We start from the raw sequence: 877 nt of genomic DNA, 5'->3' as shown, positions 1-877 counted from the left end.
AAAGAGTGTAGCTGGTGGAGGCTACTGCTTCTCCCTCCTTGGTCAAACCTGTCACAGAACCAGACTGGTTGGCCAGATAGTTGTAATGGTCGCCTGTTTCATGATTCAGGTAAGACGTTCTACCCTGACCATAGGTGTAGGTTTCCTTGGCGTTTAACTCACGGTCATAGGTCTGGAGAACTTCGGTATGTGCCCGATTGACATCATTGACATAGTTGCGCTCTTCGTAGTAGTTAAAGGTATCCTCCCGTGTGGTATAAGGGATAAGAACTTCCTTGACTTGACTGGCATAGGTCACGTCGCCCTCACCAGGAAGATTTCCTAGGTCTGGTGGGTTGATGACAAGCCCCTCATCATTGGCCCTGTCTTTCGCCACTTTCTGGTGGTAGGCGGTGGATACATCGTCAAAGATATCGTGCCAAATGGTCCCGATAGTTTGTGGCAAGGTAGAGAGCGACTGTAGAACATTCTGACTGAAACCATACCAGAAGATACTATTCTCCTCACCAGCTGGTGCAGTATAGGGAGATTTCTTCTTCTCCTCGCGTTTGAAGAGTGGATAGGTATGCTGGCCCTCTTTACGGCTGGCGGTAAATACGCGGTTATCGTCCCCATCATAGAGAGCCGCCATCAAAAGACCATCCTTATCCTTGACCGCAAGCAGACGGTTCTCCGTGTCGTAGAGGTAGTCTAGCTTCTCGTCATTCTTCTTGGAAGAAATGCGGTTGCCATTCTTGTCGTAGGTATAGGTGGTAGTGCCGTCCTTGTTCTCCAACTGGGTCAAGCGGTTATTGTCATCATAAGTATAGGTAGTCTTTTCTTCCTTACCGTCCACTTCTTCTGTACTAGTCAGCTTGTTTCCAGCCAAGTCGTAGGT

General features: G+C 48.6%; 1 protein-coding gene. It reads right to left on the bottom strand.

Going from position 1 to position 877, the window contains the following annotated elements; all coding sequences use genetic code 11:
- The coding region (locus E4T79_RS10715) for a hypothetical protein (RefSeq protein ID WP_135030120.1) at positions 1-877 on the bottom strand (877 nt) is incomplete at both ends.

The sequence above is a fragment of the Streptococcus sp. LYSM12 genome, assembly GCF_004569635.1.
Taxonomy (GTDB): domain Bacteria; phylum Bacillota; class Bacilli; order Lactobacillales; family Streptococcaceae; genus Streptococcus.
Note: the sequence above shows the minus strand (reverse complement) of the source record. Positions and strands in the feature narration are given on the sequence as shown.